We start from the raw sequence: 22,181 nt of genomic DNA, 5'->3' as shown, positions 1-22,181 counted from the left end.
CCCCAGCGGTCAGAACGCCGGGCGTTCCGGATCCAGGGCGGCCAGCCCCTCCGCGGGGGAGGACGCCGCGGCGAAGCGGCGTCGGGGGATGCGGCCGGCGCGGTAGGCCAGCCGGCCCGCGGACACCGCGTCCCGCATGGCGGCGGCCATCAGCACCGGCGCCTGCGCCCGGGTCACGGCCGAGGCCAGCATCACGCCCGCGCACCCCAGCTCCATCGCCAGGGCGGCGTCGGATGCCGTGCCTGCCCCCGCGTCCAAAATCACCGGCACGCCGGCCCGTTCCACGATCAGCTCGAAGTTGTGCGGGTTGCGGATGCCCATCCCGGACCCGATCGGCGAGCCGAGCGGCATGACGGCCGCGCATCCGGCGTCCTCCAGCTTGCGCGCGAGGACCGGGTCGTCGCTCGTGTACGGCAGCACGGTGAAGCCGTCGTCCACCAGGGTTTCGGCGGCCTGGAGGAGCTCCTCCCCGTCCGGGAGCAGCGTCCGCTCGTCCGCGACGACCTCCAGCTTGATCCAGTCGGTGCCGAGCGCCTCCCGCGCGAGCCGCGCGGTGAGGACGGCCTCGCCGGCGGTGTAGCAGCCCGCCGTGTTCGGCAGGACCGCGATCCCGAGCCGGTCGAGGACGGAGAGGACCGAGCCCTGGACGGTGGGGTCGAGGCGGCGCATCGCCACGGTCGTCAGCTCGGTGCCGGAGGCGGCCAGGGACCGTTCCAGGACGTCGAGGCTGGGCGCTCCGCCCGTCCCCATGATCAGGCGGGAGGTGAAGGTGCGCCCGCCGAGGGCGAACACGTCGTCGGCCATCGCGCTCAGCCTCCCTGGACGGCGGTGAGGATTTCGATCCGGTCGCCGTCGCCGACCGGGGTCCGCTGCCACTGGCCGCGCGGTACGACGGCCTCGTTGAGGGCGGCCGCGACGCCCGACGGAGCCGTGGTGAGGGTGGCGACCACCGCGTCGAGGGTGGTGCCGGCCGCGACCTCGCGCGGCTCGCCGTTGACGGAGATGGTCATGCGTACGCCTCCTGACGTGCGGTGGAGAAGCGGCTCGGGCTGAACGGCAGCGCGACGTCCGGCAGCGTGCCGGTCGCCAGCAGTTCGGCCATGGCGTCGCCGGTGAGCGGGGTCAGCAGGACCCCGTTGCGGTAGTGCCCGGTGGCGAGGTGCAGGCCGGGCAGGGCGGTCGGGCCGAGCAGCGGGGCGTTGTCGGGGGAGCCGGGCCGCAGCCCGGCCAGGGTCTCGGTCAGCGGGAGTTCGGTGATGCCGGGCACCAACTCGTGGGCGTCGCGCAGGAGTTCGTACACACCGCCGGCGGTGACCGTGGTGTCCCAGCCGAGTTCCTCGCTCGTGGCTCCGACGACGAGCTCGCCGTTCTCCCGCGGCACCAGGTAGACGTGGCTGCCGCGCACGACCGCCCGGACCGTCCGCGACAGGAACGGCCGGTACGCCGCCGGCACGGCGAGCCGCAGCACCTGCCCCTTGACGGGCCGCACCGGCGGCAGGACCTCCTGCGGCACGCCGGCGAGGCGCCCGCTGAGCGATCCGGCGGCCAGGACGGTCTGCCCGGCGCGCAGCTCGGTGCCGTCGCCGAGGACGGCGCCGGCCGCCCGGTCGGCTTCGAGGAGGAGGCGTTCGGCGTGCGCCCGGCGGATGTCCACCCCGGCGCGTTCGCAGGCGGCGAGCAGGGCGGCCGCGAGCCGGCGCGGGTCCACCTGGTGGTCGCCGTCCACGCGCAGGCCGCCCCGGACGCCGGGGGCCAGCATCGGCTCCAGTCGCCGGCACTCGCGGCCGGTGAGCCATTCCGACTCCAGGCCGCAGCGCCGCTGGAGGGCGTGCAGTTCCCGCAGGTGGAGCCGGTCGTCGGCGTCGAGGGCGACGGCGAGGGTGCCGCACGCCCGGTAGCCGATGTCCATGCCGCCGCTGGCGTCGGCCAGCTCGGCGGCGAATTCCGGGTAGCGGGCGGCGGAGGCGAGGTTGAGGCCCAGCAGGGTCTCCTCGCCGTAGTGGAGCTCCGTGACCGCGGCGAGCATGCCGGCCGCGACCCGGGCCGCGCCGCCGCCGGGCGCGGGGTCGGCGAGCGCGGTGCGCAGCCCGCGGCGCGCGGCCCGCCAGGCGGTGGCCAGGCCGATGATCCCGCCCCCGATGACGAGGACGTCGGATCCCTTCCGAGATGAGTGCATGGGCGTCCAGCCCCTCCCTTCGCCGGCATGACCCGGATCAGGTTCGTACGGTCGGAGGCAGCTTCAGCCTCCCTCTCAGCCCGGTGCGCCCGGACTCCCGCGACAGGTACGGTGGCCACAGTAGCCGTTCCTCTTCCGGGAGCGGGAGGAGGCCGGAGGGCCGCCCCGCCGGACCCCGCGGCAACTTCACTGACTGATCGTCAGGTCGCTAGGGTGGTCGCGTGAGCGAGCAGACGGAACAGAACGAGCACGGCGTCGTCATCGTCGGCGCCGGGATGGCCGGGGTCCAGACCGCGGTGGCCCTGCGCGAGCAGGGCTGGACCGGCCCCGTCACCCTGCTGGGCGCCGAGCCCCACCAGCCGTACGACCGGCCCCCGCTGTCCAAGGCGGTGCTGCTCGGCAAGGCCGAGGACTCCGCCTTCGACGTCGACTTCGAGGGCCTCGGGATCACGCTCCGGCTCGGCGTCGAGGTGACCGGGCTGCGGCCCGCCGACCGCGAGCTGGACACCGAGGCCGGGCCGGTCCCGTACGGGGTCCTGGTGCTGGCGACCGGCGCCGAGCCGCTGACCCTGCCGGGAGCCGAGGGCGTGCCCGGCGTCCACCTGCTGCGCACCCTCGACGACGCGGCCCGGCTGCGTCCGGTCATCGCGCGCGCCCCGGCGACCGTCGTCGTCGGCGCCGGCTGGATCGGCGCCGAGTTCGCGACCGCCGCCCGCGAGGCCGGCTGCGCCGTCACCGTCGTCGAGGCCGCGGACCGGGTCCTGGCCGGGGCGCTGCCCGCCGAGGTCGCCGCCGCGATGGGCCGCTGGTACGGGGAGATCGGCGCCGACCTGCTCACCTCCGCCCGGGTGGCGTCCGTCGAGGCCGGGCGGGTCCTGCTGGCCGACGGCCGCGAGCTGCCCGCCGGCGCGGTCGTCGTCGGCATCGGGGCCAGGCCCGCCACCCGCTGGCTCGCCGGGTCGGGCGTCGAGCTGGGCCCCGACGGCTCGGTCACCGCCGACGCCCACCTGCGGACCTCCGTCCCCGGGGTGTACGCGGTCGGCGACTGCGCCTCCTTCCCCTCGGCCCGCTACGGGGCCCGGCTGCTGGTGCACCACTGGGACAACGCCCTCCAGGGGCCGCGGGTCGTCGCCGCGAACATCCTGGCGGGGGAGCCCGTGGAGGCGTACGACCCGGTGCCGTACTTCTGGTCGGAGCAGTTCGGCCGGTTCGTCCAGTACGCCGGCCACCATGCGGACGCCGACACCCTGCTGTGGCGCGGCGACCCCGCCGGGCAGGCCTGGTCGGTGTGCTGGCTGCGCGCCGGGGCCATGGTCGCGATCCTGGCGGTGGGCCGCCCCCGGGACCTCGCCCAGGGCCGCCGGCTCATCGAGGCGGGCAGCCCCGTCGACCCGGCCCGCGTCGCGGACCCGCAGACCCCGCTCAAGGCGGCGGCCGCGTAGCCTCCGCCCGGCCGGGCGGCCGGGCGGCCCCGGACGGGTCGGCCCGGGTACCGGCGGCCCGTGGGAGGTGGCAGGCTTGTGCCGTGACCGAGATTGACGCAAAGATCGATGCCCTTGTCCCCGCCTGGCTCCACCTCCCCGACATCGCCGAGATGATGGGCGTCGAAGTGACCCGGGTCCGCCAGCTGGTCAAGGAAGGTCAGCTGATCGCGGTGCGCCGCGGGGAGAACCGCGCCCTCCAGGTCCCCGCCGACTTCATCGACGGCGACAAGCTGGTCAAGGGCCTCACCGGCCTGCTGACCGTGCTGAAGGACGACGGCTTCTCCGACGAGGAGATGCTGGAGTGGCTCTTCACCGCCGACCCGACCCTGCCCGGCACCCCCGTGCAGGCGCTGCGCGAGAATCGCGGCACGGAGGTCAAGCGCCGCGCCCAGGCGCTCGCCCTCTGAGCCGAGCCCGACAGATCCGACCTGGCGGGCGGGCCCCCGCCGTGTGCGGCGGGGGCCCGCCCGCCGCACCACCCAGGGGGGTACCCATGTCCGCGACCGTGCGGCAGAAGCTGTCCGACGCCCGGCTCTACCTGTGCACGGACGCCCGCAAGCGGCAGGGGGACCTCCCCGAGTTCCTCGACGCGGTCCTCGCCGGCGGCGTGGACATCGTCCAGCTCCGCGACAAGGGCATGGAGGCCGGCGAGGAGCTGGAGCACCTGGCGGTGTTCGCCGAGGCGGCCCGCCGCCACGGGAAGCTCCTCGCGGTGAACGACCGCGCCGACGTCGCGCACGCCGTCGGCTCCGACGTCCTCCACCTCGGACAGGGCGACATCCCCGTCCCGGCCGCCCGGGCGATCCTCGGCGACGGGGTCCTGATCGGCCGCTCCTGCCACGCCGAGGCCGAGGTCGCCGCGGCCGCCGCCGAACCCGGCGTCGACTACTTCTGCACCGGCCCCTGCTGGCCCACCCCCACCAAGCCCGGCCGGCACGCCCCCGGCCTCGACCTCGTCCGGTACGCGGCCTCCCTGCGCCAGGACCGCCCCTGGTTCGCCATCGGCGGGATCGACGCCGGCAACCTCGACGAGGTCCTCGACGCCGGCGCCACCCGGATCGTCGTCGTCCGCGCCCTCACGGAGGCCTCCGACCCGGGGGCCGCGGCCGCCGGGCTGGCCGCCCGCGTCCGGGCCCGCACCGCCTGAGGTGTCCAAAAACGTGTCCAGTGGGTGGACGCGGCTTCGGAGTCCGCGAACGCCCGTCTAACCTGCCGGTATGGCCCTTGGAACAGCTTCCACCCGAACGGACCGCGCCCGCACGGTCCGCGACCTGCTGGCGTCCGGGGACCCCTCGTACTCCTTCGAGTTCTGGGCACCCAAGACGGAGAAGGGCGAACGCAACCTCTGGGACGCGCTGCGGCGCATCGAGGCGGTGGCCCCCAGCTTCGTCTCCGTCACCTACGGCGCCGGCGGGTCCACCCGCGGCGGCACCGTCAAGGCGACCCAGCAGATCGCCTCCGACACCACACTCACCCCCGTCGCGCACCTCACCGCCGTCGACCACTCGATCGCCGAGCTGCGCAACGTCATCGGACAGTTCGCCGACGCGGGCATCCGCAACATGCTGGCCGTGCGCGGCGATCCGCCGGGCGACCCCATGGGCCCGTGGGTGGCGCACCCCGAGGGCGTCCACTACGCCGCCGACCTCGTCCGGCTGCTGAAGGAGTCCGGGGACTTCTGCGTGGGCGTCGCCGCGTTCCCCGAGATGCACCCCCGGTCCACCGACTGGGATACGGACATCCGGCACTTCGTGGACAAGTGCCGTGCGGGCGCCGACTATGCGATCACCCAGATGTTCTTCGATCCGGAGAATTATCTGCGGCTCCGCGACAGCGCCCAGAAGGCGGGCTGCGAGACCCCTATCATCCCTGAGGTCATGCCTGTTGTGGCCGTCAGGCAGCTCGACCGGCTGCCCCAGCTCAGCAACGCGGTCTTCCCCGACGCCGTGAAAGAGCGCATGCTCGCCGTCAAGGACGATCCGGCCGCTGTACGCTCCATGGGGATCGAGTTCGCCACGGAGTTCTGCGCGCGGCTGCTGTCCGAGGGTGTCCCGGGGCTGCACTTCATCACGCTGAACAACTCCACGGCGACCCTCGAGATCTACGAGAACCTGGGCCTGCACAAGCGGGCCTGATCGGCCGTTCCCAGGGCGGCCGTACCGAGGGGTGCCACGCATGGGAATGACGGTCCTCTACATCGCGTTCGGCTTCGTCGCGCTGTGGCTGCTCGCCGAGGTCCTGATGCAGTACAAGGCCCGGCTGCGCTGGAGGCTGCTCGCGTTCGCCGGGTTCGTCGGCGTCGTCGCCGGGGTGGTCCTGCCGTCGGTCCTCGTCATCGCCGTCGGCGCGGCCGCGTTCGCCGTGGGCCAGACGCTGGTGACGCTGTCCTTCCGCAAGGGCTTCGAGGCCGGCTGGGCGCTGCGCCGCGGCAAGGCGGTTGCCGCGCCCGACCGGCCCACCCGGCGGCGCCGCGGCGGTGCCGCGCGCACCGGGCCCGCGCTGGAGGTGACCTCGCTGGAGTACGGCTCCGAAGGGGCCGGAGCGGCGGCCGGGAGCGGCGGCGCGGAGTCCGCGGAGCAGGAGCCCCGCCCGCGCTTCCGGGCGGCGACCGAGGAGTTCTACAGCCCGGAGCCGCTGCCCGACGAGACCGGCACGTACGGGATACAGAGCTTCGCCGCCGGCGCGGCCGAGCAGGACGCGCACGGCTACGCCGCCTACCAGGACGCGCAGTCCCAGGGCGGCGGCTACGACTACTCCGCCGGCTACCCGGACGCCGGCGGCCAGCAGGTGTACGCGGCCTACTCGGACCCGTACATCGGCACCGGCGGCGGCGTCATCCCGCAGCAGCCGTACGACTACACCCCGTACGCGGGCCAGGCCCCTGACCCGTACGGCGGGGGCGCCCAGGACCCGTACGGGACGGACACCCCGCCCGGCGGGGTGTGGGTGCCGCAGCAGCGGGACGTCGCGCAGCCGTACCCGGAGGACGACCAGGCGGGCGGGCCGTACCAGCAGCCCCGGCAGTACCCGTACCAGGGCACCGGCGAATACGAGCAGTACCGCTACTGAGGCCCCCGGCCGGCCCGCCCCTGGCCGGCCCGCCTCACTGCGAGCCGCGGAATCCGGCGCCCTCCACGATCAGCCCGGCCACCAGGGCCCCGGTCATCCCGGCGTGCGGCAGCCCGCCGCCGGGGTGCGCCCACCCGCCCGCCAGGTACAGGCCGGGCAGCCCGGTCGTGTTGGCCGGGTACAGCAGCCGGCCGTCCGCTCCGGCGAGCGCGGGCGGGGGCACCGCGCCGCCCGCGGCCCCCGTGGCGGCCGCGATGTCGGCCGGCGCGTGCACCTCGTGCCACAGCAGCCGGTCGCGCAGGCCGGGCACGGCCCGCGCGGCCGACTCCAGCAGGGCCTCCGGACCGGGCGCGGGGCCCGCGCCGGCGGCGGGGCAGACGGCCGTCACGGTGACCGCCTCGTGGCCCGCGTCGGGGACGACGGCCGGGTCGTCGGGGCGCAGGACGGTGACCGGCGCGCCGGGGGAGTGCACCAGGGTGCGGTGCACGGTGCCGGCGGGCCGCTCGCCGCGCAGCGCGAGGAAGAGCGTGAGCCGGCTCGCCACGCCGGGGCCGCGGGCGGACACCCCGCCGGGCGGCAGCGGCACCCCGCCGAGGCCGCGCGGGTCGGCCGCGCACACCACGGAGTCGGCGGCGGCCTCCGTCCCGTCGGCCAGCAGCAGCCCCGCGGCCCGGCCGGCGCGGGCGAGCACCTCCCGGACCGGGGCGTCGAAGACGAAGGAGACCTTCCGCTCCAGGCAGCGCTCGTACAGGGCGGTGGCCAGCGCCCGCATGCCGCCGCGCACGTACCAGCTGCCGAAGGTCTGCTCCATGTACGGCAGCACGGCCGCGGAGGCGGGCACGGAGGCCGGATCGAGCCCGTACGCCCCCACCCGGGCCGCCAGCAGCTCGCCGGCGGGCCCGCCGAGCTCGCGGGCGGCGGTCTCGGCGAGCGTGGGCGGGCGCCGGCGCAGCAGCCCGCTCTTGCGGACGGCCGGGTACGGGTCGCGGCCCAGCACTTGCCAGTCGGGCCACAGGGGCTCCTCCAGCAGGGGGCGGCGCGTGGCGTCCCAGGCGGCGCGGGCCCGGTTCAGGACGCCGTTCCAGCGCTCGCCCGTGCCGGGGCCGAAGGCCCGGTCGAGGGCGGCCGCGGCGCCGCCGCGGGAGACGGCGGGCAGGACGGCCTCGGTGCCGTCGGCGAGGACGTGCCGGACGGCGGGGTCGACCTGCACCATGTCGACGCAGTCCTCGAGGGGGCGCTTGCCGGTCTTGACGAACAGGTCGCGGTAGACCGCGGGCAGGTGCAGCAGCCCCGGCCCCGTGTCGAAGGCGAAGCCCCCGCGGGTGCGGCGGCCGACGGCGCCGCCGTACGTCGGACCCTGCTCGTACACCGTCACCTGGTGCCCTGCGACGGCCAGCCGGGCCGCCGTGGCCATCGCGCCCATGCCGGCGCCGATCACCGCAATTCGTGCCATGCGCCCGACCCTATCGAGCGGTGCCGGGGGTCAGCGGGGCGGGCCCGCCGCCGGGCCGGAGGGCTCACGGGCGTGCCCGGCCAGCCGCTTCTCCTCGCGGCGCTGCGCGCGGCGGCGCAGGAAGCGGCGGATCCGGGTCCAGAGGAGGACGAGGACGGCCAGGCCGAGGGCGAGGAGGACGGCCGCGACGACGGCGGCGGCGACGGGATGGAAGACGGCGAAGGCGATGACGCCGGCGACGCCGATGTCCTCGGCGGTGCTCAGCGCGATGTTGCTGACCGGCTCGGGGGAGGTGTTGACGGCCATGCGGGTGCCGGCCTTGACGGCATGGCTGGCGAGCGCGGTGGTGCCGCCGATCGCGCCGGCCGCGAGATCGGAGAGGGAGCCGCTCTGCCCGGCCAGCAGGGCCCCCACGACGGCCCCGGCGACCGGCCGGACGACGGTGTGGACGGCGTCCCAGGCGGAGTCCACGTACGGGATCTTGTCGGCGACGGCCTCGCACAGGAAGAGGACGCCGGCCGCGATCAGGACGTCGGTGCGCTGGAGGGCCGGGGGGACGTCGTCACTGAGGCCGGTCGCACCGAAGACGCCCAGCAGGAGGACGACGGCGTACGCGTTGATGCCGCTGGCCCAGCCGCTGGTGAAGACCAGGGGGAGGACGCTCACCGGATCATCGGGCCGCGGCGCGCGGCGGCGTCCGGCAGGCGCGGCCCTGGGCCGAACGCGTGGGGGAACGGCCGCGGTGGGCCGCCGTCCCCGTCATCGCGCCCGGCCGGGGACGTCAGTGCCCCTGCTCGTCGCGGCGGCGCTGCCACCGTTCCTCGATGCGGTTCATCATCGACCGACGCTGCCGGTTCCGGCCGTGGGCCGAACCGCCTGCACTGCCGGAGACGGGCTGCTCGCCAGGCTTGGGCGCCTTGCGCCAACCGGTGACCGCGAGGAGCGTACAACCCAGCATGACGAGGAAACCCACCACGCTGACCCAGAGTACGTTCGGGACGATCACACCGGTCATGAGGAGCGCGATACCCACCACAATGCCTGCGACTGCCTGGTAGACCCGTCGCCGGGTGTACGTGCGCAGTCCGCTTCCCTCAAGCGCTGTCGCGAACTTGGGGTCTTCGGCGTACAGCGCTCGCTCCATCTGCTCGAGCATTCGCTGCTCGTGCTCCGAGAGCGGCACGGGAGTCCTCCTCATCCGTCGGTCGCGGGGGGAGCGACCAGGGTCCCTTCAGGATAGGCGGGGAATCGCCCCCGTGACACCCGCCCTCCGCGCCGGGTTCGAAAAATGCACCGCCCGGAAAAGCACTGCCCACCGCCGGTACGGCGCGGGGCCGTGCGGCCGGGGCAGCGAGGTCGTTATTCCCCGCTGATCCGCCCGCCATGCCGGGTGGTGCCCCGATCATACGGCGCGCCCGCCCGGAGCGGAGGGAGTCCGCACAACCGCCCCGGCCGGCCGCGGCGCCGGGGGATCAGGCGGGCTTCTCGCCGAGGACGTGCAGCTGGGTGGCGATGGCGTGGAAGGCGGGCAGCTCGGCCGCGGCCTCCTCCAGGCGCATCAGCGCCTCCACCGCTCCGGGCTCGGTGTCCACGAGGACGCCGGGGACGAGGTCGGCGAAGACGCGGACGCCGTGGACCGCGCCCACCTCCAGGCCGGCGCCGGCCACGAGGTCGGCGAGCTGGCCGGCGGTGAAGCGCCGGGGCACCGGGTCGCCCGCACCCCAGCGGCCGGCCGGGTCGCCGAGGGCCGCGCGGGCCTCGGTGAAGTGGCCGGCCAGGGCGCGGGCCAGGACGGCGCCGCCGAGGCCGGCGGCGAGCAGGCTGAGCGTCCCGCCGGGGCGCAGGGCGGCGACGGCGTTGGCGGCGCCTTCGGCCGCGTCGTCGACGTACTCCAGGACGCCGTGGCAGACGACCACGTCGTAGGCCTCCCGCTCGACGACGTCGAGCAGGCCCTGGGCATCGCCCTGGACGCCGCGGACCCGGTCGGCGACGCCGGCCTCGGCGACCCGGCGCTCCAGCCCGAACAGCGCGTTCGGGCTGGGGTCGACCACGGTGACGCGGTGGCCGAGGCGGGCGATCGGGACCGCGAACATGCCGGTGCCGCCGCCGGTGTCCAGCACGTCGAGCACGTCCCGCCCGGTCGCCTTCACCCGGCGGTCGAGGGCCTCCTTGAGGACCTCCCACACCACGGCGGTGCGGAGGGAGGCACGGGGGCGGGAAGTGTCCGACACGGCTGATGACTCCTCGGCGCGGAAGGGGCGGGCAAAGCGTGCGATGCGTGCCCCACCCTATTGCCTCCGGCAGCGGTGCAGCTCATCCCGCGTCCGGACGCTCCGGGCGCGGCTCGGGGCGGGGCTGGGGCAGTGCCTGCTCCGGCAGCGGCCGGGCCGCCGGCCGGAGGGCGAGCATCCGCTCGACCAGCCGCAGGAACATCTCCGCGGCGCGCAGCAGGTACGCGGCGTCCTCCTCGCTCGCGGCGTCGGGTATGCCGGGCCCGGGCCGCGAGGACGGCGGCCGCGGTGCGCAGCGCGGCGAGGTGGGCCGTGGCGTAGCGCTCGTTGGGACGGGTCAGGGCGGATGCCTCGGCCAGGCCGCTGCGGGCCTTGGCGAGCAGGTCGAGCGCGGCCGGCGGAGCGGCCGACCTGCGCGGGACGGGGTGGACAGGGGACGGGGACGGTGTGGCCATGACGAACCTCCTGTCGTTGCGTACTGCTCTTCGCGGCGCCTGGTGATGCCTTGCTCCATCGTCGCGGGCACCACTGACAATCACGCCGACCTGCGGTTTTCCTGCCCACATCGGGGCAATCGACCCCCCGGGCGCGCGGACCGGCGGCAAGGCTGCTACTTTTTGGACTGACTGGTCAGTTCAAAAGGGAGGGGGCGGAGTGGACAGCCCGCACGGCGCGGCCGTCAAAGCCCGGGACTTCGGACTCAAGGGCCCGCGCGGCTGGGCGTTCCGCGGAGTGGACGTCGATGCCGCACCCGGCACGCTCATCGCGATCGAAGGCCCGTCCGGCAGCGGGCGCACCTGCCTGCTGCTCGCCCTCACGGGGCGCATGAAGCCCACCGCGGGCCGGGCCGAGGTGGCCGGGCTCCCGCTGCCCAAGCGGATGGGCGCGGTCCGCCGCATCGCCGGCCTCGGTCCGGTCCCCGGGGTCAACGACCTCGACCAGGCCCTGACCGTGGGCGAGCAGCTGCGCGAGGGGGCCCTGCTCCAGCGGCGCTACGAGGGCCCCCTGCGCGCCCTGCTGCGCCCGCCCGGCAGCCGCGGCAAGGAGGCCGCCGCCCGGATCGACGCGGCGCTGGACGCCGTCGGCCTCGACCCGGAAACCCTGCCCAAGGGGCTGCGGACCTCCGTCCGCGACCTGGACCGCCTGGAAGCCGTACGGCTCTCCCTCGCCCTCGCCCTGCTGGACTCGCCGCGGCTCCTGGCCCTCGACGACGTCGACCTCAAGCTCTCCGACACCGAGCGCGAGGAGGCCTGGGAGCTGCTGCGCTCGATCGCCGCCGCCGGGACCACCGTCCTCGCGGTGTGCAGCCAGGCCCCCGAGGGCGTCCGGGTCGTGCGCACGGACCCGGGCGCGGAGCCCGCCGACACCGCCGGCCCGGCCGGCGCCGAAGACCGCACCGACGACGACACGAAGGGGGCCGACGATGCGCTCGCCGAAGCTGGCCGCGCTTGAGCTGAAGCGGTTCGGGCGGGGGAAGCTGCCCCGGGCCGCCCTCGTCGCGCTGCTCCTGCTGCCGCTGCTCTACGGAGCCCTGTACCTGTGGTCCTTCTGGGACCCCTACAGCCGCCTCGACAAGGTGCCCGTCGCCCTCGTCAACGCCGACAAGGGCGCCACCGTCGAAGGCGAGCGCATCGCCGCCGGCGACGAGATCACGAAGAAGCTGCACGACAGCAAGACCTTCGAATGGCACGAGGTCAGCGCCGAGCAGGCCGCCAAAGGCCTGGAGAACGGGACGTACTACCTGTCCCTGACCATGCCGGCCGACTTCAGCGAGAAGATCGCCTCCAGCTCCGGCGACGACCCGGAGACCGGCGCGCTCCAGGTCCGCACCAACGACGCGAACAACTACATCGTCGGCTCGATCTCCCGCACCGTGTTCGCCGAGGTCCGCTCCGCCGCCTCGACCAACACCTCCCGGAAGTTCCTCGACAAGATCTTCGTCTCCTTCTCCGACCTGCACGGCAAGACCGCCGAGGCCGCCGACGGCGCCGACAAGCTCAAGGACGGCGCCACCAAGGCCAAGGAGGGCGCCAAGGAGATCGCCGAGGGCCTCGACACCGTCGAGGAGAAGAACGGCGAGCTGACCGGAGGGCTGAAGAAGCTCGACACGGCCGCCGGCAAGCTGGAGACCGGCACCAAGGACATCGCCGCCGGCACCCGCAAGCTCGCCGACAAGTTCAACGGCATCGCCTCCCAGGCCCGCCCCCACCTCGACAACCCCAAGCAGGTGGCCGACGCCGCGATCCTCGTCGCCGACACCGCGAAGGTCGTGCAGAACCACCTGGACACCTTCTCCAAGAAGGCGCCGGCCGCCGCCCGCGTCAGCAAGCAGGCGGCCGCCCTGGCCTCCGACACGTACACGCGCACCTGCACCGGCAGCGCGCCCAAGCCGCTGCCCGCCGCCTGCGCCGACATGAAGAAGCTGAAGGAGGTCACCGCCGAGGCCGCCCTGCTCACCGGCGACGTCGAGGCCCTCGCCAAGGACTCGAACGGCGACCTGGCCACCCTGCGCAAGCAGCTCGCCGACCTGGAGAAGAAGGCCCGCAAGCTCGCCGAGAGCGCCCCGCACCTGGCCTCCCGCCTCGACGCGGCCGCCGCCGACATCAACGCACTGAACAACGGCGCCCAGAAGGTCGCCACCGGCATGGCCCAGCTCCACGCGGGCATCGGCAAGGCCACCGACGGGTCCACCGCCATCGGCAACGGCGTCGGCAAGCTCGGCGACGGCGCGCACAGCCTCGACGGCGGCCTGTTCAAGCTCGTCGACGGCAACACCGACCTCGCCGACGGCCTGCACCAGGGCGCGGACAAGATCCCGAACTACGACCGGCAGCAGCGCGACGCGCGCACCGAGGTCATGGCCGACCCGGTCAAGCTCGCCAACGAGTCCCTCCACAAGGCGCCCAACTACGGCACCGGCTTCGCCCCGTACTTCATCCCGCTCTCCCTCTGGGTCGGCGCGATGGTCGCCTACATGCTGATCGCCCCCATGAACAAGCGGGCCCTGGCCGCGGGCGCCTCGCCCTGGCGGATCGCCCTCGCCGGGTGGATGCCCGTGGCCGGGCTCGGCGCCCTCCAGGTCGCCATGCTGATGTCCGTGCTGCACTGGGGCCTCGGCCTGGAACTCGCCCGCCCCGCCCTGGCCATCGGCTTCCTCGTCCTGGTCACCGGCTGCTTCGCGGCCATCGTGCAGTGGCTCAACGCCAAGTTCGGCGCGGCCGGGCGCATCCTGGTCCTCGCGGTGCTGATGCTCCAGCTGACCTCGGCCGGCGGCACCTACCCCGTCCAGACCAGCCCCGGGTTCTTCAACGCGGTCCACCCGTACCTGCCGATGTCGTACGTCGTCGAGAGCCTGCGCCGCCTCATCACCGGCGGCGACCTCGGCCCCGTCTGGCAGGGCTGCGCCGTCCTGGCCGCCTTCACCGCCGGCGCCCTCGCCCTGACCGCGCTGGCCGCCCGCGGCAAGCAGGTGTGGACGATGGACCGGCTCCACCCCGAACTGAGCCTGTAAGGAGCCGGTGACCTGTGAGAATCAGCGCCATGGAAAGCAGCAGCACCGGCGCGTCCGCCGGCGGCGGACGCCGGCAGGCGACACGCCAGAAGCTCTACGAAGCGGCCGTCACGCTCATCGCCGAACAGGGGTTCTCCGCGACCACGGTCGACGAGATCGCCGAACGGGCAGGCGTCGCCAAGGGCACGGTCTACTACAACTTCGCGAGCAAGAACGACCTCTTCGAGGAGCTGCTGCGGCACGGCGTCGGCCTGCTCACCGCCTCCCTGCGGGAGGCCGCCGAGTCCACCGAGGCGCGCGGCGGCAGCCGCGTCGAGGCACTCGACGCGATGATCCGCGCCGGCCTCGTCTTCATCGACCGCTACCCCGCATTCACCCAGCTGTACGTGGCCGAGCTGTGGCGCACCAACCGGGCGTGGCAGTCCACGCTGATGGTGGTGCGGCAGGAGGCGGTGGCCGTCGTCGAGACGGTCCTCGCCGAGGGTGTGGAGCGCGGCGAGCTCAGCCCGGAGATCGACGTCCCGCTGACGGCCGCGGCCCTCGTCGGGATGGTGCTGGTGGCCGCGCTGGACTGGCAGTCCTTCCAGCGGGAGCGGTCCCTGGACGACGTGCACTCCGCGCTGTCGCTGCTGCTGCGGGGACGGGTCAGCGGCAACCGCTGACCGGCGGGACCCCCGATCGGCGGTGCCGCCGGCGGGGCCCGGCCGCGTACAACTGGTGGGACCCGCCCCGGTCCGCCGCCGAGCCTGAGTACCCGTACCCAGGAGCGGAATGAGTACGTGCGCGGATGGGCTCCCCTCTGCGCGGACGCCAGACTTGGGGCATCGGACGGGGAACCGGTCCGGACCGCCGACACGGGGCGGCCGGTGCGGACCGGGACCCTGCCACCACCGGGACGGCGCCTGACGGCCTGTCCCCGGTGCACCGGATACGCCGGTGCGGCCCGGCTCGGGGGGATCGAGCCATGCCGCACCGGCGTCTTCGTTCCACCGCGTTCTTCCTGAGGCCTGAGGCCTGAGGCCTGAGGCCTGAGGCCTGAGGCCTGAGGCCTGAGGCCTGAGGCCTGAGGCCTGCGGCCTGCGGCCTGCGCCCGCGTCAGCCGCGGCCGCGCAGCGGCAGCCGCACCCGGGCCCGCAGCGCCGCCGCCCGCCGGCCGGCCTCGGCCGCCGCGGCGTCGCGCCGCGCCTGCACCGCCCACCGCACCCGCGCCGCCGAGCGCGGCAGCAGCAGCGCCCGCAGCCGGCCCCGGCGGCCGGCTCCGGCCAGCAGCGCGGCCCGGACCGCCGACACGTCCTGCGCCGCCGACGCGTCCTGCGCCGCCGCTGCCCGCGGCTCCGCCTCCGCGGCGCCGGGCGGGGCGTACAGCGCCCGCTCCACCGCCTCGGACAGCCGGCGGACCGCCGCCGCGGCCTCCCCGTCGAGCCGGCCCGCCCCGACGAGCCGCTCCGCGGCCCCCCGCGGCGACAGCGCCCGGTCCGGGGCGATGCCGACGTCCCAGGCCGCGTCGTGCAGCTCCTCCCAGGCCGGCAGGACGCCGCCCCGGGCCAGCCGCCGCCTGCGCAGCCGGGACCGCCACAGCAGCGGCAGCAGCGGCACGCCGACGACGGCCGCCGCCGCGGCCGCCCAGCCGAGGACCGCGGCCGCGGACGGCCCGCCGCCCTGCCCGCCGGCCGCCTCCTGCGGTGCGGCGCCGCCGCACTCGCCGAGCCGCCGCAGCTCCGGCGGGCAGGCGTCGGCCTGCGACGGGGCCGCCGAAGGCTCCGCCGCGCTCTGCGACGGCAGCGGCGCCGGCGCCGACGGCTGCGCCGCCGGGCCCTCGGACCGCGCGTAGTCCGGCAGGGTGAGCCCCTGGCGCGGGGTCGGCTCGAACCGGGTCCAGCCGACGCCCTCGAAGTACAGCTCCGGCCAGGCGTGGGCGTCCCGCATCGAGACGTTCACACTGCCGTCGGCCTGCTTGTCGCCGGGCGTGAACCCGACCGCCACCCGGGCCGGGATGCCGAGCGAGCGCGACATCGCGGCCATCGAGAAGGCGAAGTGGATGCAGAAGCCCTCCTTGTCCGCCAGGAACCGGGCGATGGCCTGCGGGCCCGTGCCGGACGCCACCTTCGTGTCGTAGCGGAAGCCGCCGTTCACGGCGAAGTGGTCCTGCAGCCGCACCGCGCGCGTGTAGTCGTCCTTCGCACCCTTGGTGATCTGCCGCGCCGTCTCCGCCACCACCGGCGGCAGGTTGTCGGGGAGCTTCGTGTACTCGGCGCGGATCGCCGGGTCGGGCTCGGGGGCCGACTGCAGCTGCGCCGCCGTCGGCCGCAGCAGCAGGCTCCGCACCGTGTACATCGCGCCCTGCACGTTCTGGTAGCGGTCCTTGGCCAGCTGGTCGCCGACCAGGGTCCGGCCGACCGGCTCGAACCGCCACCGGCCGGGGATGTCCACCCCCGTCGCCGGGTACGGCATCGGCAGGTAGCGCTGCGCGTACGTGTCCGCCGCCGAGACGCTCGTACGGACCTCCGCCGCGCCCTGGCGGACCCGCTCGCCCAGCCCCGGCGGGTTCGGCAGCCGCTCCGGGACGTCGGTCAGGGCCCGGCCGGACGCCTCCCACCTCACGCCGTTGAACTCGTCCAGCGCCAGGATCCGCAGGTAGTGGTCGCCCAGCGCCGGCGTGTCGGTCCGGTACTTCAGCACCACCCGGTTGTCCTGTGCGTTCAGGCTGCTCTGCAGGGACACCAGCGGGTTCACCGCGGAGATCGTCCCGCCGACCCCGCTGCCGCCGCCGTCGGCCTCGGTGCGGCCGCCGAGGACGCCGCCGCCCAGCGAGGGCAGCGCCGCCGGGGCCACCAGCGCGAGGCCGAGGGCGACCGCGCCGATCCGCCGGCCGGTGCGCACGGGGGAGAGCGGCCGGCCGGAGCCCGCGCCGCCCGACCCGTACCCGGAGGACGCCGTCACCCGGCCGGACGGGGCGCCGCCGAAGACGCGGCCCCACTGGGCCAGCCGGTCGCGGCCCTCGGCCAGGAGCAGCAGCAGGTAGCCGGCGCCGGCCAGCAGGAAGGAGAACCAGGGCGCGCCGGCGCCGCCGGAGAGCCCCGCCGCCACCGAGTACAGGGCGAGCAGCGGCAGCCCGGCCGCGGCGGCGCTGCGCAGCGTCACCGCCAGCAGGTCCACCAGCAGGCCGATCACCAGGACCCCGGTCAGCAGCAGCAGCCGGATGCCGTCGGTCAGCGGGGCCGGTATCGCGAACTCGGCCACGTCCTGCACACCGCGGCGGAACAGGGCGCCGATGTCCGTCACCAGGTACGCCATCGGCCCGGTCCCGGTCGACTCGCCCTTCCCCGCGAAGAGGAAGACCACCACCAGGGAGGAGACCAGCACCTGCGCGGCCACTGCCAGCGGCCGCGCCAGCGGCGCCCGCCGGGCTGCGGCTCCCACCCCGCTCTGCAGGCACAGCAGCGCCGCGGCCTGGAGGAGCCAGCCCGAGGACTCGACCAGCGCGGCCAGCGACCAGGAGGCCAGCAGCGTCGCCAGGACCGCGAACACCGTCAGCCGTGCACGTCCGCTCATGACCAGCCCCCCGGGGAGTCCGTGCCGAGCGGCGCGCTTCCGGCCTGCCGCCACAGGTCGCCGTACGCGGCACCCGGCCGCACGGCCAGCGCCGTCCAGCCCGTCTCGCGCAGCCGGTCCAGCCGCTCCTGAACGCGCGAGGGCCGCCCGGCCCACTGCGCCGGGTCCAGCAGGAAGGCCACCGCGGCGCCGCAGCGGCCGCGCATCTTCGCCGCCAGCTCCGTCTGCGCGTCGTCCAGCTCGCCGAGGAAGGCGACGAGCAGGCCGTCGCCGCCCGACCCGCCGAAGCCGGCGCCGTCCCCGGCGCGCAGGGCGTCGTACGCGCGGGAGAGCCCGGCCCCGTCGGAGTGCCCGACCACCGCCAGCATGTCCATCACCATCCCGGCGGCCTCGGCGGACTCCTGGCCGCCCTGCGAGAAGCCCGCGCCCTCGCCGGCCACGGCGCTGCCCCCGTCGGTCAGCAGCCGCACCGAGTAGCCGCGCTCCAGCAGGTGGACCAGGGTCGAGGCGGCGCCCGACACGGCCCATTCGAACGCCGAGTCGGGCCCGGCGCCCTCGTACGCGATGCCGCGGGTGTCCAGCAGGACCGTGGCGCGGCTGCGCTGCGGCTGCTCCTCCCGGCGGACCATCAGCTCGCCGTAGCGGGCCGTCGAGCGCCAGTGCACGCGGCGCAAGTCGTCGCCGCGCCGGTAGCCGCGCGGGATGACGTCGTCCTCGCCGGCCAGGGCCAGCGCGCGGCCGCTGCCGTCGCCGTAGCCGGAGCTCTGCCCGCCCAGCCGGACCGGGGCCAGCTCCTCGGTGCGGGGGACCACGGTGAGGACGTCGTACGTGCTGAACGAGCGGGTCAGCTCGACCAGCCCGAACGGGTCGGTCAGCCGCAGCTGGAGCGGGCCCAGCGGGTAGCGGCCGCGCAGGTCGGAGCGGACCCGGTAGGACACCTCTCGGCGGCCGCCCGGCTCCACCCGGTCCAGCACGAACCGCGGCCGCGGCCCGAGGACGTACGGCACCCGGTCCTGGAGCATCAGCGTCCCCGTCGGCATCCGGGAGACGTTCTCGACGCGCAGCTGCACCCGCGCCTCGTCCCCGGCGGGCACCCGCTGCGGGCTCAGCCGGCGGCTGCCGGCGACCCGGTGGCGGGTGCGGTGCAGGACGGCGACGCACAGCAGCGGCAGGAAGGCCAGCAGCAGCCCGACGCGCAGCAGTTCGGCCTGGCCGAGCACGTACGAGCAGAGGGCCGCCGCGACGCCCGCGGCCAGGAAGGACCGGCCCCGGGTGGTCAGGCCGGCCAGCGACGCGCGCAGCCCGCCGGAGCTCCGGCCCTCGCCGCCGGCGCCGCGCGGGGCACCGGCGCCCATCAGAAGCCCCGGACGCCGGCGCCGGGCACCTCGCCGCGCGGGTGCGCGCTCGGGACGGGGGTGCGCTGCACGATGTCCTGGACGACCTGCTCGGCGGTGCGGCGGTTCAGGGAGGCCTGCGCCGTCGGGAGCAGGCGGTGCGCCAGCACGGGCCCGGCCAGGGCCTGCGCGTCGTCCGGCAGGACGAAGTCGCGGCCGGCCATGGCGGCCGCGGCCTTCGCCGCGCGCAGCAGGTGCAGGGTGGCGCGGGGCGAGGCGCCCAGGCGCAGGTCCGGGTGGCTGCGGGTGGCGGAGACCAGGTCGACGACGTAGCGGCGGACCGGCTCGGCGACGTACACGTCCCGGACGGCCTCCACCAGCTTGGCGATGTCGTGGGCGTGCGCGACGGCCTGGAGGTCGTCCAGCGGCGAGAGACCGCCGTGGACGTCGAGCATGCGCAGCTCGGCGTCCGGGCTCGGGTAGCCGACGGAGACCCGGGCCATGAAGCGGTCGCGCTGCGCCTCGGGGAGGGGGTAGGTGCCCTCCATCTCGACCGGGTTCTGCGTGGCGACCACCATGAACGGGCTGGGCAGCGCGTACGTGGTCCCGTCGATGGTGACCTGGCGCTCCTCCATCGACTCCAGCAGCGCCGACTGGGTCTTCGGCGAGGCGCGGTTGATCTCGTCGCCGATGACGATCTGCGCGAAGATCGCGCCGGGCTTGAACTCGAACTCGCGGCGCTGCTGGTCGTAGATGCTGACGCCGGTGATGTCGGAGGGCAGCAGGTCCGGGGTGAACTGGATGCGCTGCACCGAGCAGTCGATCGACTTCGCGAGGGTCTTCGCCAGCATCGTCTTGCCGACGCCGGGGACGTCCTCGATCAGCAGGTGGCCCTCGGCCAGGAGTACGGTCAGGGCGATGCGCACGACCTCGGGCTTGCCCTCGATCACGCTCTCAACGGACCGGCGCACGCGCTCGGCCGTACTGGTCAGATCCGCGAGACCCGCTCTGTCGTCATAGGTCGTCACCTGGTACTCCTCGGCCCTTTCCGGCGGGACCGGCGCCCCTTGCGCACGGCCGGCCCATCCCGACGCGGACGCCGGACCCGGAGGGGTTCCGGGCGGCGTCGTCCCCGCATTGTCGACGGCTCCACGGGTTGTGTCACTCACGAGTCGGGATCGATCTCCCGCAGGAGCCCGGTGTGCACGTCGAAGACGAAGCCTCGCACATCGTCGCGGTGGGGGAGGAAGGGGCTGGTCCGCACGCGCTGCATGGACTGGCGGACGTCCTGGTCGACGTCCCGGAACGCCTCGACGGCCCACGGCGGGCGCTGGCCCACCTCGTCCTCCAGCTCGTGCCGGAAGTCCTCCGTGAGGCTCTCCAGGCCGCATCCGGTGTGGTGGATGAGGATCACCGAGCGGGTGCCCAGGGCGCGCTGGCTGATCGTGAGCGAGCGGATGGCGTCGTCGGTCACGACGCCGCCGGCGTTGCGGATGGTGTGGCAGTCCCCGAGCTCCAGGCCGAGCGCGGCGTGCAGGTCGAGGCGGGCGTCCATGCAGGCCACGACCGCCACCCGGAGGACGGGCCGGGCGTCCGTGCCGGGGTCGCGGAAACCGGCGGCGTAACGGCGGTTGGCCTCGACCAGCCGGTCGGTGACGGAGCCGCCGGGCGGGCCGCCGGAAGGGCCGGGGGACCCGGCGGCGGATCCGGCGGGCGGGGGAGCGGAAGGCGTCATGCCTCCGACGGTAGTGGCCGCCATGGGGCCCGGCTCGGGACGCCGTGGGAGGAAACGGGTCAACGCAACCCGGTGTGAGCTGACCCACAGGGGTGGGGACGGGGCCGCCATCCGGGTGATTCGCGCCTTTTGCGGGTTCCGGAGGAGGCGGGCGCACGGCGCGCGGGCCGGTTCGTTGACCCGGCGTGCCGTTGCACTAAAGTGGCGCGAACCGGCCGGAGCCCGGCCCTGACCGGCTGCCCGGCCCCCTGGTAACACTCCGCGTGCGCGGCGCGGCGTATGCCTGCCGCGCCGTTATCTGAGAGGGCGCTTTGACCAGCGAGTCCCGACACGTCCCGGTGATGCTCCAGCGGTGCCTGGACCTGTTGGCCCCGGCCCTCCACGAGCCGGGGGCCGTCGTCGTCGACTGCACCCTCGGCCTCGGAGGCCACAGCGAGGCCCTGCTGACCCGATTCCCCGAGGCCCGCCTGATCGGCCTCGACCGCGACAAGGAGGCCCTGAGGCTCTCCGGCGAGCGCCTCGCCCCCTTCGGCGACCGCGCCACCCTCGTCCACGCCGTCTACGACGAGCTCCCCGAGGTGCTCGACCGCCTCGGCACCCCCACCGTCCAGGGCATCCTGTTCGACCTCGGCGTCTCCTCCATGCAGCTCGACGAGGCCGACCGCGGGTTCGCGTACGCCCAGGACGCACCCCTCGACATGCGCATGGACCAGACGACCGGGGTCAGCGCCGCCGAGGTGCTCAACACCTACCCGGCCGGCGAGCTCGTCCGCATCCTGCGCCAGTACGGCGAGGAGAAGCAGGCGAAGCGGATCGTCTCCGCGATCGTCCGCGAGCGGGAGAAGGAGCCCTTCTCCCACAGCGCCCGGCTCGTCGAGCTGATCCGCGAATCCCTGCCGCAGGCGGCGAAGCGGACCGGCGGCAACCCGGCCAAGCGGACCTTCCAGGCCCTGCGGATCGAGGTCAACGGGGAGCTGTCAGTCCTGGAGCGGGCCATCCCGGCCGCCGTGGACCGCATCGCGGTCGGCGGCCGCATCGCCGTCCTCTCCTACCACTCCCTGGAGGACCGCCTCGTCAAGCAGGTCTTCGCGGCCGGGGCCGCCTCCACGGCCCCGCCGGGGCTGCCCGTGGTCCCCGAGAAGTACCAGCCCAGGCTGAAGCTCCTCACGCGCGGCGCCGAGCTGCCCACCGAGGAGGAGATCGCCGAGAACCGGCGGGCCGCACCGGCCCGCTTCCGCGGCGTCGAACGCATCCGGGAGGCGAACCGGTGACCAGGGGCGGCGGTGGCGGGGCCGGGCAGCGCGGACCCGCCGGGCAGGCGGCGCGCACACCGTTCGTCCTCCTGGTGGTCGCCCTGCTCGCCGGCGGCCTGATCAGCCTGCTGCTGCTGAACTCCGCCCTCAACGAGGGCTCCTTCCGGCTGGCCAAGCTGAAGAAGGAGACCACCGCGCTGACCGACGAGGAGCAGGCCCTCCAGCGCGACGTCGACGCCTACTCGGCCCCCGACGCCCTCCAGCGCAGGGCCGTCGAACTCGGCATGGTCCCCGGCGGCAGCCCCGCCTTCATCGACGGGAACGGGAAGGTCAGCGGCACCGCCGCCGCCGCGGAGGCGCCCCCGCCGCCCTCCCCCTCCCCG

General features: G+C 75.2%; 21 protein-coding genes, 1 pseudogene and 1 riboswitch. Of the genes and pseudogenes, 10 read left to right on the top strand and 12 right to left on the bottom strand.

Going from position 1 to position 22,181, the window contains the following annotated elements:
- Window positions 1-9 precede the first annotated feature (9 nt).
- From EF903_RS11090 to thiO, 3 genes are all read right to left on the bottom strand, one after another.
- The gene (locus EF903_RS11090; protein WP_125543036.1) at window positions 10-804 is read right to left on the bottom strand and encodes a thiazole synthase; all 795 of its coding nucleotides are present in this window, start codon (window positions 802-804) and stop codon (window positions 10-12) included.
- 5 nt (window positions 805-809) lie between these two features.
- On the bottom strand, window positions 810-1,010 hold the full coding sequence (gene thiS, locus EF903_RS11085; RefSeq protein WP_125543035.1) for a sulfur carrier protein ThiS: 201 nt from the start codon (window positions 1,008-1,010) through the stop codon (window positions 810-812).
- A complete protein-coding gene (thiO, locus tag EF903_RS11080) occupies window positions 1,007-2,176 on the bottom strand; it encodes a glycine oxidase ThiO (protein ID WP_125543034.1) in 1,170 nt (389 codons plus the stop codon). Before thiO ends, thiS begins: the two co-directional genes overlap by 4 nt.
- Window positions 2,174-2,287, bottom strand: a riboswitch (TPP riboswitch). (Overlaps the previous gene by 3 nt.)
- Before the next feature lie 110 nt (window positions 2,288-2,397).
- Here thiO and EF903_RS11075 point away from each other — a divergent pair.
- From EF903_RS11075 to EF903_RS11055, 5 genes are all read left to right on the top strand, one after another.
- Window positions 2,398-3,618, top strand: coding sequence for an NAD(P)/FAD-dependent oxidoreductase (locus EF903_RS11075; RefSeq protein ID WP_125543033.1), 1,221 nt, complete (start codon window positions 2,398-2,400; stop codon window positions 3,616-3,618).
- An 83-nt stretch (window positions 3,619-3,701) separates the two neighbouring features.
- Window positions 3,702-4,067, top strand: coding sequence for an Rv2175c family DNA-binding protein (locus EF903_RS11070; RefSeq protein ID WP_125543032.1), 366 nt, complete (start codon window positions 3,702-3,704; stop codon window positions 4,065-4,067).
- An 86-nt stretch (window positions 4,068-4,153) separates the two neighbouring features.
- Window positions 4,154-4,807 (top strand): thiamine phosphate synthase, encoded by a 654-nt coding sequence (thiE, locus tag EF903_RS11065; RefSeq protein WP_125543031.1) that lies wholly within the window; start codon window positions 4,154-4,156, stop codon window positions 4,805-4,807.
- Between the two features lie 70 nt (window positions 4,808-4,877).
- A complete protein-coding gene (gene metF, locus EF903_RS11060; protein ID WP_125543030.1) occupies window positions 4,878-5,795 on the top strand; it encodes a methylenetetrahydrofolate reductase [NAD(P)H] in 918 nt (305 codons plus the stop codon).
- A gap of 40 nt (window positions 5,796-5,835) precedes the next feature.
- Entirely contained in the window at window positions 5,836-6,729 is an 894-nt protein-coding gene (locus tag EF903_RS11055) for a hypothetical protein (RefSeq protein ID WP_125543029.1), read from the top strand.
- 34 nt (window positions 6,730-6,763) lie between these two features.
- Here EF903_RS11055 and EF903_RS11050 read toward each other — a convergent pair whose 3' ends face one another.
- The 5 genes and pseudogenes from EF903_RS11050 to EF903_RS11030 all read right to left on the bottom strand — a co-directional run bounded on the left by EF903_RS11050 (window position 6,764) and on the right by EF903_RS11030 (window position 10,868).
- Window positions 6,764-8,182 carry an NAD(P)/FAD-dependent oxidoreductase gene (locus EF903_RS11050; RefSeq protein ID WP_125543028.1) on the bottom strand — a complete coding sequence of 473 codons (1,419 nt, stop codon included), beginning with the start codon at window positions 8,180-8,182 and terminating at the stop codon, window positions 6,764-6,766.
- Window positions 8,183-8,212: 30 nt separating this feature from the next.
- Complete coding sequence (locus EF903_RS11045) at window positions 8,213-8,848, bottom strand: DUF4126 domain-containing protein (RefSeq protein ID WP_125543027.1); 636 nt, start codon at window positions 8,846-8,848, stop codon at window positions 8,213-8,215.
- 115 nt (window positions 8,849-8,963) lie between these two features.
- The gene (locus EF903_RS11040; protein ID WP_114057210.1) at window positions 8,964-9,365 is read right to left on the bottom strand and encodes a DUF3040 domain-containing protein; all 402 of its coding nucleotides are present in this window, start codon (window positions 9,363-9,365) and stop codon (window positions 8,964-8,966) included.
- 289 nt (window positions 9,366-9,654) lie between these two features.
- Complete coding sequence (locus EF903_RS11035; RefSeq protein ID WP_125543026.1) at window positions 9,655-10,413, bottom strand: methyltransferase; 759 nt, start codon at window positions 10,411-10,413, stop codon at window positions 9,655-9,657.
- Window positions 10,414-10,495: 82 nt separating this feature from the next.
- Window positions 10,496-10,868: pseudogene (locus tag EF903_RS11030) on the bottom strand (SAV_6107 family HEPN domain-containing protein).
- A gap of 199 nt (window positions 10,869-11,067) precedes the next feature.
- Between EF903_RS11030 and EF903_RS11025 the strand changes: the two are divergent.
- From EF903_RS11025 to EF903_RS11015, 3 genes are read left to right on the top strand one after another with little or no spacing between them, the layout of a single operon-like run.
- Window positions 11,068-11,865 carry an ATP-binding cassette domain-containing protein gene (locus EF903_RS11025; protein WP_125543025.1) on the top strand — a complete coding sequence of 266 codons (798 nt, stop codon included), beginning with the start codon at window positions 11,068-11,070 and terminating at the stop codon, window positions 11,863-11,865.
- Complete coding sequence (locus EF903_RS11020; RefSeq protein ID WP_125543024.1) at window positions 11,837-13,924, top strand: YhgE/Pip domain-containing protein; 2,088 nt, start codon at window positions 11,837-11,839, stop codon at window positions 13,922-13,924. The genes EF903_RS11025 and EF903_RS11020 overlap by 29 nt, the downstream gene beginning before the upstream one ends.
- A 29-nt stretch (window positions 13,925-13,953) precedes the next feature.
- A complete protein-coding gene (locus tag EF903_RS11015; protein WP_125543023.1) occupies window positions 13,954-14,586 on the top strand; it encodes a TetR/AcrR family transcriptional regulator in 633 nt (210 codons plus the stop codon).
- A gap of 433 nt (window positions 14,587-15,019) precedes the next feature.
- Here the strand turns inward: EF903_RS11015 and EF903_RS11010 are convergent, their stop codons facing one another.
- The 4 genes from EF903_RS11010 to EF903_RS10995 all read right to left on the bottom strand — a co-directional run bounded on the left by EF903_RS11010 (window position 15,020) and on the right by EF903_RS10995 (window position 20,545).
- Window positions 15,020-17,476, bottom strand: a complete 2,457-nt coding sequence (locus tag EF903_RS11010; protein ID WP_125543022.1) for a DUF3488 and transglutaminase-like domain-containing protein — start codon at window positions 17,474-17,476, stop codon at window positions 15,020-15,022.
- Window positions 17,473-18,831, bottom strand: coding sequence for a DUF58 domain-containing protein (locus EF903_RS11005; protein WP_125543021.1), 1,359 nt, complete (start codon window positions 18,829-18,831; stop codon window positions 17,473-17,475). The genes EF903_RS11010 and EF903_RS11005 overlap by 4 nt, the downstream gene beginning before the upstream one ends.
- Window positions 18,831-19,838, bottom strand: coding sequence for a MoxR family ATPase (locus EF903_RS11000; RefSeq protein ID WP_125543020.1), 1,008 nt, complete (start codon window positions 19,836-19,838; stop codon window positions 18,831-18,833). The genes EF903_RS11005 and EF903_RS11000 overlap by 1 nt, the downstream gene beginning before the upstream one ends.
- Before the next feature lie 137 nt (window positions 19,839-19,975).
- A complete protein-coding gene (locus EF903_RS10995; RefSeq protein ID WP_125543019.1) occupies window positions 19,976-20,545 on the bottom strand; it encodes a carbonic anhydrase in 570 nt (189 codons plus the stop codon).
- A 341-nt stretch (window positions 20,546-20,886) separates the two neighbouring features.
- Here EF903_RS10995 and rsmH point away from each other — a divergent pair, with 341 nt between their 5' ends.
- Both rsmH and EF903_RS10985 read left to right on the top strand, forming a co-directional pair.
- Window positions 20,887-21,816 (top strand): 16S rRNA (cytosine(1402)-N(4))-methyltransferase RsmH, encoded by a 930-nt coding sequence (gene rsmH / locus EF903_RS10990; protein WP_229884670.1) that lies wholly within the window; start codon window positions 20,887-20,889, stop codon window positions 21,814-21,816.
- On the top strand, window positions 21,813-22,181 hold a 369-nt coding region (locus EF903_RS10985; protein ID WP_125543017.1), incomplete at its 3' end, for a hypothetical protein. The genes rsmH and EF903_RS10985, both read left to right, overlap by 4 nt.

Source organism: Streptomyces sp. WAC05292 (assembly GCF_003949955.1).
GTDB classification, from domain to species: Bacteria; Actinomycetota; Actinomycetes; order Streptomycetales; family Streptomycetaceae; genus Streptomyces; species Streptomyces globosus.
The sequence above is the reverse complement of the archived record's forward strand: the minus strand, read 5'-3'. Positions and strand labels throughout refer to the sequence as shown.